Below are 8,440 nucleotides of genomic sequence, written 5' to 3'. Positions count from 1 at the left end.
ACCCCGCATGACCGTGACCGCACCCCACGACCTCTACGAACTCGGTGACGCGCCCGAACCGGGCACCGTGCCACGGAAGATGTACGCCTCGCTGATCCGCCGGGAGCGCTACGGGCAGCCCGTCGACGCGTTCCGCACCGAGGTGGTCGACGTCCCCCCGGTCCGCCGTGGCCAGGTACTGGTCAAGGTGATGGCGGCCGGCGTCAACTACAACAACGTCTGGGCGGCGCTCGGCAAGCCGCTCGACGTGATCGCCGCCCGGCAGAAGGCCGGTGCGGTCGAGGACTTCCACATCGGCGGCTCCGACCTGTCGGGCATCGTGTGGGCGGTCGGAGAGGACGTCAAGGGCGTTCGGCTCGGGGACGAGGTCGTCGTGCTCGCCAGCCGCTGGGACGAATCGGCCGAGGACATCCGCCTCGGCGGTGACCCGGCCGCGTCCGTCAGCCAGCGGGTGTGGGGCTATGAGGAGAACTACGGCTCCTTCGCCCAGTTCGCGGTCGTCGACGACTACATGTGCCACCGCAAGCCCGCCCGCCTGTCCTGGGCGGCCGCCGCCTGCTACATGGCGACCGCGGCCACCGCCTACCGGCAGTTGTTCGGCTGGGACCCGCACACCGTCCGCCCCGGCGACCCGGTGCTGATCTGGGGCGGCGCCGGTGGCCTGGGCAGCATCGCCATCCAGCTCGTCCGGCACGTCGGCGGCATCCCGGTCGCCGTCGTCTCCAGCGAGGAACGCGGCGCGTTCTGCATGCGGCTCGGCGCCCAGGGCTGGATCGACCGGCGCGACTTCGACCACTGGGGCCGGATGCCCGATACCTCCGACGACGCCGCGATGAGCCGCTGGCTGTCCGGTGCGCGGGCCTTCGGACGGCGCTTCTGGGACGTGCTCGGCGAGCGGCGCAGCCCCCGCATCGTGCTGGAGCACTCCGGAGCCGACACCATCCCCACCTCTCTCTACCTGTGCGACAACGCGGGCATGGTCGTCATCTGCGGCGGCACCACCGGCTACAACGGCGACATCGATCTGCGGTTCCTGTGGATGCGGCAGAAGCGGCTCCAGGGCTCGCACGCCGCCTGCGCCCGCGAGGCCCGGGAGATCACCCGGCTGATCGACCGGGGTGCCATCGACCCGTGTCTGTCCCGGACCTTCGGTTTCGACGAGATCGGCCTGGCCCACCAACTCATCCACGAGAACCGCCACCCGATGGGGAACATGGCGGTCCTGGTCAACGCGTCGGAGTAGAGCGTGCGGTTGCCGGGCCGTCCGACAGGACTCCGGCACGGTCGCGGCTCGTGCGCGTTGCCCTGAGATGTGCTCGTGGCGGTCCGTACGCATGACAGGAGCGGGGCCCTGGTGCAGATACCAGGGCCCCGCGTGGAGTTGTCGCGTGCCGACACCCGGGCTGACGGAGCGGGTCGGCACAGGGGAGTCGCGAATCGTGGTGAGGGCCGCCAGTGACGCGCTGGTCTTCGCTCTCAGCGCGCAGAAGTGCCACGGACAGCCCCCGACATGGCAGGGCGGCCCCCGACAGCTCAGGGCGGCGGTCTCCGGGCGGTCAGGGCACAGGCGGCGGCTGTCACACCCGTACCGGCGTCACAGTCCGTCGGCCGTGCCGGCCTCGCGGACACCGGCCGGGCCCCGGCCACCGGGGGAGCGGTGGCCGGGGCCCGTGGCCGGCGGCCGGGGGGACCGCGGGGAGGCGCGCGACCTCAGGTCCGCAGGAGCTTCTTGACGATCTTCCCGGCGGGGTTGCGGGGCACCTGCTCGATGAACTCCACCCGCCGCGGCCTCTTGTAGGGGGCGAGCAACCCCGAGATGTGGCCCAGCAGTTCCCGGGCGCCGGTGTCCGGCTCGGCCACCACGTACGCCAGCGGCACCTCGCCGTAGTCCTCGTCCGCCATCCCGACGACCGCCGCGTCCCGTACCGCAGGGTGGCTCATCAGGGCGCGCTCGATCTCCGAGGGGTAGACGTTCTGGCCGGCCCGGATGATGACGTCCTTGGTGCGGTCCACGAGGTGGATGCGTCCGGCCTCGTCCACGAACCCCAGGTCCCCGGTCCTGATCCACCCGTCGAGGTCGATCTCCCGCGTGGCCTGCGGATCGTTCCAGTAGCCCTGCATCACACCGGGTCCGCGCACCACGATCTCGCCGATCTCGCCGCTCGGCGACGGCGTCCCGTCCGGGCCCACCGCGCGCGCGGACATACCCGGGATCACGCGGCCGCAGGGGATGCGCGCGGTGGTGTCCCCGGGCGCGGGGTGCTCGTCGGGGCCGAGGGTGACGAACGGGCCGCCGACCTCCGTCATGCCGTACACCTGCCGGAAGCCGCAGCCGAGGCGCCGTACGGCCTCCTCGTACACGTCGAGCGGCATGGGGGCGGCGCCGTACAGGATCTCCCGGAGGGTGGACAGGTCGGCGCGGTCGGCGCCCTTGGCCTGGAGCATGAAGCGCACCATCTGCGGGACCATCCACATGTGGGTCGCCCGGTGCCGTTCCACCGCGGCCAGCGCCCGCTGCGGGGTGAAGCCCGGCATGAGCACGATGGTGGCGCCCGTCGCCATGTAGGTCAGGGACACCACCATGCTGCCGTGGTACAGCGGGCAGCAGTTGACCATCACGATGTCGTCGGTGGGCCTGGCCTGCACCAGCCAGCCCAGGGCGATGGCGCGGAAGGAGGCGCTGTCGACCGTGACGCCCTTGGCCCGCCCGGTGGTCGCCGAGGTGTGCAGCACGGCCACCGGATCGGTGTCGGCCACGGGCGGCAGCTCCCGCCGCGCCGCCACACTGCCCAGTGCCTCGAAGGCCGGCTTGTCGAACGCCATCGTGATCCGTACAGAGGCGGGCAACTCCGGCTGTCGGTCGAGCAGTTCGGACTCGCCGAACACAGCGACCGCGCCGACGCGCGCCACGATGTCGGCGACCTCGGGCACGGCCAGGCTGTGGTTCAGCGGGACGAACAGCGCGCCGAGGCGGGCGAGCGCGAAGTAGGTCTCCAGCACCTCGATCCGGTCCTTGGAGAGCACGGCGACACGGTCACCGTGCTCGATCCCCAGCTCCGCGAATCCCCGCGCGAGTTCGAGCGTACGGTCGTGGAAACCGGCCCAGGTGACCGCGCGCCGCTCGTCGACCAGCGCCGTCCGCCCGGGGAAGCACTGCCGGTTGCGTTCCAGCAGCTGCGTGAGCCACATCAGGCACCGCCACCGGCACCGGCCGCGGACCGCTCGGCCACGAAACGCTCGTAGTCGGCGATCGTCTGAAGCTTCTCCATGTCGTCCGCGGTGATCTCCACTCCGGCCCGCTGCTCGACCAGCAACACCAGCCGCACCAGGTCCCCGGAGTCGATGCCGCTCGCGGCGAGGTCGAGGTCGTCACCGACCCGGGCGGCGTCGGCGAACTCCTCCGTGCCGGTCAGCTCGACCAGCAACTCCCTGACGGTGCTCATGGTTACCCCTTTCACCCGGCAGGCCGACCGCCGAGCGCATCGCGTCCTTCGCCTGTCACCCGAACAAGAGGCCCCAGCGCCGGACCGCAATCCCCGCACCCCCGCGTGACGTTTGTCACGCGCCCCATCCGGCCCGCCGGGGGATTGCGGGCCTCCCGCACGGCCTCTTTCCCAGACGCAGGCCGCGCCCGATCCACCGGGCGGGGCGGGCGCCACGGCGCCCGGTGAGCACCGAAGGAGTGATGCCAGTGCCCAGGCGACGGGTCCGGTCCAGGGGTGCGTACGTCCCCGCCCCGGCGCGGACCGGCCGGGGAGGCGCGGCATGAGCGCGGCGGAGCCCGCCGCCACCGCGGCCGACGGCGAGGACGAGCTGACGGCGAGGTTCGAGGCGCTCGTCGGCGCCGGTGAGGCCGTCGAACCGCGCGACTGGATGCCCGACGGCTACCGCCGCATGGTGCTCCGGCAGCTCGCGCAGCACGCCCACTCCGAGATCATCGGCATGCAGCCGGAGGGCGCCTGGCTCACCCGGGCGCCGTCCCTGCACCGCAAGTCGGTGCTCATCGCCAAGGTCCAGGACGAGGCCGGCCACGGTCTGTACCTGTACTCCGCCGCCGAGACGCTGGGCGTGGACCGCGCCGACCTGCTGGACGCCCTGCACCAGGGCCGCCAGCGTGCCTCGGCGACCTTCGACCATCCCGCGCTGACCTGGGCCGACACCGGCACCATCGCCTGGCTGACGGACGGCGCCGCCGTCATCAACCAGGCCCCGCTGTGCCGTACGTCGTACGGACCCTACGCACGGGCCATGCGGCGCGTCTGCCAGGAGGAGGCCTTCCACGTACGGCAGGGCTACGACCTGCTGCGCGCCCTGTGCGAGGGGACACCGGAACAGAAGGCGATGGCGCAGGACGCGGTGGACCGCTGGTGGCTGCCGGCCGTGGCGCTGATGTTCGGCCCGCCCGACACCGAGGCGGGCGGCGCCGACGCGCGCACCGCGGCGGTCGGTGCCGCGGTCTCGCGCCGCGCCATGGCCTGGGGCATCAAGCGGCACACCAACGACGAACTGCGCGCGCGGTTCGTCGACAGCTGCGTCCCGCAGGCCGAACGCCTCGGCCTGACCCTGCCCGACCCGGCTATCCGCTGGAACGAGGAACGCGGCCACTACGACTTCACCCCGGTCGACTGGGACGTCTACCGGCGCGCGCTCGGCGAGGACACGCACTGGGCCCGGCAGCGCGTCGCCCACCGGCGCGCGGCGCACGAGGACGGCGCCTGGGTACGGGAGGCCGCCGCCGCGTACGCCGCCCGCACCCCGGACGGCGACGGGGCGGCCGGCCAGGACGCCGGTGCGCACGGGCACGGGCAGGAGCGCGGCCAGCACCGCACGGAGGTACGGGCATGAGCGGCGGACAGCCGGATGGCACCCCGGTGGCGCGGCCGGAGGGCGTCCCCGCGTCCTGGGAGGTCTTCCTGCGGCCCCGGCGCGGACTCTCCCACCAGCACGTGGGCTCGGTACGCGCCTACGACCCGGACACCGCCCTGCTCAGGGCACGTGACCTCTACACCCGCCGGGGCGACCCGCTGTCGCTCTGGGTGGTCCGCTCGGACGCGGTGCACACCGCCTCCCCGGACGAACGCGACCCGTACTTCGCCAACGCGCGGCACAAGCCGTACCGGTACCCCCAGCAGTTCGTGCCGCTGACGACCGAGAGGAGCCCCGACGATGGCCACGACGACTGAGCGGGCGACCGCCACCGAGGCGGACGGCCGCACCGACCCCCGGCTCGCCGTCCAGCTGCTCCGCCTCGGCGACGACGCCCTCGTCCTCGGCCAGCGGCTGTGCCAGTGGATCACCCGGGCGCCCACCATCGAGGAGGACCTGGCGCTGTCCAACATCGCCCTCGACCTCGTCGGCCAGGCCCGGCAGTTGCTCACCCTCGTCGGCCGCCTCGACGGCACCGGACGCGACGAGGACGACCTCGCCTTCGCCCGGACCGACCGCGAGTTCACCAACGCCCTGCTGACCGAGCTGCCCAACGGCGACTTCGCGGCCACCGTCGCCCGGCAACTCGTGTACACCCACTACGCCGTGGCGTACTACGGGGCGCTCGGCGGCTGCGCGGACCCCGAACTGGCCGCGTTCGGACAGCGGGCCGCCAAGGAGACCGCCTTCCACCGGCTGCACGCCGACACCTGGACCGAACGCCTCGGCCTCGGGACCGCCGAGAGCGCCCGCCGCATGCAGGAGGGCCTCGATCACGTATGGGCGTACACGGCGGAACTCTTCGACGAGGACGACCTGCTGCGCGACCTCGCCGCCGCCGGAACGGCCCCCTCGCCCGCCCCGCTGCGCCCGGGATGGGAGCGGAGCACCACAGAGGTGATCACCCGGGCCGGACTCACCGTGCCGTCCCCCCGCTGGCGGGCCCGGGGCGGCCGTGCGGGCCTGCACACCGAGGAGTTCGCGTCCCTGGTCGCCGAACTCCAGTCGGTGCGCCGCCAGTTCCCCGGAGGCACCTGGTGAACGCCGCCACGGCCCTCGCGGCATCGGAGATCCGTGCCCGGGTGGAGGCGCTGCCGGACCCGGAACTGCCCTTCATCGCCCTCGGCGACCTCGGAGTGATCGGCTCGGTCGGCCCGGCCGCCGACGGACGCCTCGAGGTGGAGTTCACCCCCACCTACCTGGGCTGCCCGGCACTGGCCGCCATCGCCTCCTCGATCCGCGAGGTCCTGACGGACGGCGGCCACCCCGACGCCCGGGTACGGCAGGTGCTGTCCCCGGTGTGGACGACGGACCGCATCACCGCGGCCGGCCGCGCCAAGCTCGCCGCCCACGGCATCGCCCCGCCCGCGCCCGCACCGGGGGACGGCCCGGTCCTCGTCCGGCTGACCGGGGTTCCTTGCCCGCACTGCGGTTCCCGGGCCACCCGGCCGCACAGCGCGTTCGGCCCCACCCGCTGCCAGTCGATGCTGCGCTGCACCGCCTGCCGCGAGCTCTTCCCCCACCTGAGCGCGCTATGAGGACACGCCCGAACCCCGTCCTCGCGCCCGACGGCACCCGCCGGCGAACCGGCTGGCACCGGCTCCCGGTCACCGCCGTCCAGCACCTCACCGGCGACGCCGTCGCCGTCACCCTGGACGTACCTGACCCCCTCCGCGCCACCTTCGCGCACCGGCCCGGGGAGCACGTCGTCGTCCGGCACCGCCGCTCGGGCGAGGAACTGCGCCGCAGCTACTCGGTGTGCCCGCCACCCGAGGATCCCGGCGCGCTGCGGCTGGTGATCAAGCGGGGCGCCCCGGACGGCTTCGGCGCGTACGCGCTGACCCGGCTTGCACCCGGCGACCGCCTCGAACTCTCCGCGCCCGCCGGGGCCTTCGCCCTGCCCGAGCTGTCCGGAGCCCACCACGTGCTGATCGCGGGCGGCTCCGGCATCACCCCGCTCGCGGCCATGGGCGCGAGCGCGCTGCGCACCGACCCCACCTGCCGGGTCCACCTCGTCCACTCGGTGCCCACGGCCGCGGACGCCCTGCTCGCCGACGAACTCGCCCTGCTCAAGGACGCGTTCGTCGACCGGTTCACCGTGCTCCATCTGCTGACCCGCGAAGGACGCCCGCCCCTGGACGGCCGGATCGACGCCGAGCGCCTGCCCCGGCTGCTCGCCGCGCTGGACGTCCGGCCGGGCCCGGACACCACCTTCGCGCTGTGCGGCCCGGCCGGTCTGATCGCCACCGTCCGACGGGCGCTGAAGGACGCGGGAGCCGACCCGGCCCTGGTCCGCTCCGAACTGTTCGCCCTCGGCGACACCCCACCGCTCCCGCCCGTACCGAGCACCCCGCCCGTACCCGGTGCCGTACCCGGCGCGCCGCGCGCCCGTGAGGGCACCCGGATCACCGCCCTCTACGACGGCCACCGCCGGGTCGTCACCGCCGGACCGCGGGACCCCGCCCTCCTCGACGCGCTGCTGCGCGACCACCCGGACGTGCCGTACGCCTGCCGCGAGGGCATCTGCGGCAGCTGCCGGGCCAAGGTCCTCACCGGCGAGGTCACGACCGGCCCCCAGTACGCCCTCGACGCCGGGCAACTGGCCGCCGGCTACACGCTCACCTGCCGCGCCAGGCCCCTCGGCGGCGAGGTCACCGTCGACTTCGACGCATGACATGACGGCACCCGCCCCGGCCACCACCCACCCCAGCAGAAGGAGAAAACGATGACCACCCCCCTGCGGCACGCGGGCAGGACCGCGCTGGTCACCGGCGGCAGCCGCGGCATCGGCCGGGCCGTCGCCCGCCGGCTGGCCGGCGAGGGCGCCCTCGTGGCCGTCCACTACGGACACGACCACGAGGCCGCCGAGCGCACCGTCAAGGAGATCGAGACCGACGGCGGACGCGCCTTCCCGGTCCACGCCGAACTGGGCGTGCCCGGTGACGCCGACACCCTGTGGACGGCCTTCGACCACGCCCTCGCCGGGCAGGACGCCGTCCCAGGCCTGGACATCCTCGTCAACAACGCCGGCATCACCGTCCCGCGCCGGATCGCGGACGTCACCGAGGACGACTACGACCGGGCGTTCGCGATCAACACCAGAGCGCCGTTCTTCATCATCCAGCGCGCTCTGGACCGGCTGCGCGACGGCGGCCGGATCGTGAACGTCTCCTCGGTCGCCACGCGCGTCGCCTTCCCGCCGATCATCGCCTACACCATGACCAAGGCCGCCCTCGACTACCTCACCCTGGCCCTCGCCCAGGAACTGGGACCGCGGGGCATCACGGTGAACAGCGTCGCGCCCGGCTACACCGAGACGGAGATCAACCCGACGCTCGCCGTCCCGGAGATCCGCCGACGGTACGAGGCTGCTTCCGTGTTCGGCCGGCTCGGCGCCCCCGCGGACATCGCCGACGTCGTCTCCTTCGTGGCGAGCGACGACGCCCGCTGGGTGACCGGCCAGTGGATCGACGTCTCCGGCGGAGTCCACCTCGGTCCGTGAGCCCCGCGCCCG

General features: G+C 73.7%; 9 protein-coding genes. 7 read left to right on the top strand and 2 right to left on the bottom strand.

The window, feature by feature from the left end; genetic code table 11:
• The first annotated feature begins 13 nt into the window (after window positions 1-13).
• Window positions 14-1,243 carry a crotonyl-CoA carboxylase/reductase gene (ccrA, locus tag AOQ37_RS37675; protein ID WP_062651665.1) on the top strand — a complete coding sequence of 410 codons (1,230 nt, stop codon included), beginning with the start codon at window positions 14-16 and terminating at the stop codon, window positions 1,241-1,243.
• 467 nt (window positions 1,244-1,710) lie between these two features.
• Here the strand turns inward: ccrA and AOQ37_RS37670 are convergent, their stop codons facing one another.
• Window positions 1,711-3,189 carry a class I adenylate-forming enzyme family protein gene (locus tag AOQ37_RS37670; protein WP_062651652.1) on the bottom strand — a complete coding sequence of 493 codons (1,479 nt, stop codon included), beginning with the start codon at window positions 3,187-3,189 and terminating at the stop codon, window positions 1,711-1,713.
• Window positions 3,189-3,443, bottom strand: a complete 255-nt coding sequence (locus AOQ37_RS37665) for an acyl carrier protein (RefSeq protein ID WP_062651650.1) — start codon at window positions 3,441-3,443, stop codon at window positions 3,189-3,191. The genes AOQ37_RS37670 and AOQ37_RS37665 overlap by 1 nt, the downstream gene beginning before the upstream one ends.
• Window positions 3,444-3,765: 322 nt before the next feature.
• Between AOQ37_RS37665 and paaA the strand changes: the two genes are divergently transcribed.
• The 6 genes from paaA to AOQ37_RS37635 are packed head-to-tail and all read left to right on the top strand — an operon-like array spanning window position 3,766 to window position 8,428.
• Window positions 3,766-4,845, top strand: coding sequence for a 1,2-phenylacetyl-CoA epoxidase subunit PaaA (paaA, locus tag AOQ37_RS37660; RefSeq protein WP_062651648.1), 1,080 nt, complete (start codon window positions 3,766-3,768; stop codon window positions 4,843-4,845).
• Complete coding sequence (locus tag AOQ37_RS37655; RefSeq protein ID WP_062651645.1) at window positions 4,842-5,183, top strand: 1,2-phenylacetyl-CoA epoxidase subunit PaaB; 342 nt, start codon at window positions 4,842-4,844, stop codon at window positions 5,181-5,183. Before paaA ends, AOQ37_RS37655 begins: the two co-directional genes overlap by 4 nt.
• The gene (gene paaC, locus AOQ37_RS37650; protein ID WP_062651643.1) at window positions 5,167-5,967 is read left to right on the top strand and encodes a 1,2-phenylacetyl-CoA epoxidase subunit PaaC; all 801 of its coding nucleotides are present in this window, start codon (window positions 5,167-5,169) and stop codon (window positions 5,965-5,967) included. Before AOQ37_RS37655 ends, paaC begins: the two co-directional genes overlap by 17 nt.
• Window positions 5,964-6,464 (top strand): 1,2-phenylacetyl-CoA epoxidase subunit PaaD, encoded by a 501-nt coding sequence (paaD, locus tag AOQ37_RS37645; RefSeq protein ID WP_062651641.1) that lies wholly within the window; start codon window positions 5,964-5,966, stop codon window positions 6,462-6,464. The genes paaC and paaD overlap by 4 nt, the downstream gene beginning before the upstream one ends.
• Window positions 6,461-7,600: a 2Fe-2S iron-sulfur cluster-binding protein gene (locus tag AOQ37_RS37640; RefSeq protein ID WP_062651639.1), complete on the top strand. Its 1,140-nt coding sequence runs from the start codon at window positions 6,461-6,463 to the stop codon at window positions 7,598-7,600. Before paaD ends, AOQ37_RS37640 begins: the two co-directional genes overlap by 4 nt.
• Window positions 7,601-7,651: 51 nt before the next feature.
• The gene (locus AOQ37_RS37635) at window positions 7,652-8,428 is read left to right on the top strand and encodes an SDR family oxidoreductase (RefSeq protein WP_062651636.1); all 777 of its coding nucleotides are present in this window, start codon (window positions 7,652-7,654) and stop codon (window positions 8,426-8,428) included.
• The last annotated feature ends 12 nt before the right edge of the window (window positions 8,429-8,440 follow it).

The sequence above is a fragment of the Streptomyces maremycinicus genome, from assembly GCF_001184025.1.
Taxonomy (GTDB): domain Bacteria; phylum Actinomycetota; class Actinomycetes; order Streptomycetales; family Streptomycetaceae; genus Streptomyces; species Streptomyces maremycinicus.
This window is presented reverse-complemented; position numbering and strand designations above follow the sequence as displayed.

What these genes read in the sequence shown, in the direction of transcription:
- paaC (WP_062651643.1), top strand. Translation starts at nt 5,167, where the DNA reads ATGGCCACGACGACTGAGCGGGCGACCGCCACCGAGGCGGACGGCCGC.
- AOQ37_RS37655 (WP_062651645.1), top strand. Translation starts at nt 4,842, where the DNA reads ATGAGCGGCGGACAGCCGGATGGCACCCCGGTGGCGCGGCCGGAGGGC.
- AOQ37_RS37635 (WP_062651636.1), top strand. Translation starts at nt 7,652, where the DNA reads ATGACCACCCCCCTGCGGCACGCGGGCAGGACCGCGCTGGTCACCGGC.
- AOQ37_RS37640 (WP_062651639.1), top strand. Translation starts at nt 6,461, where the DNA reads ATGAGGACACGCCCGAACCCCGTCCTCGCGCCCGACGGCACCCGCCGG.
- AOQ37_RS37665 (WP_062651650.1), bottom strand. Translation starts at nt 3,443, where the DNA reads ATGAGCACCGTCAGGGAGTTGCTGGTCGAGCTGACCGGCACGGAGGAG.
- paaA (WP_062651648.1), top strand. Translation starts at nt 3,766, where the DNA reads ATGAGCGCGGCGGAGCCCGCCGCCACCGCGGCCGACGGCGAGGACGAG.
- AOQ37_RS37670 (WP_062651652.1), bottom strand. Translation starts at nt 3,189, where the DNA reads ATGTGGCTCACGCAGCTGCTGGAACGCAACCGGCAGTGCTTCCCCGGG.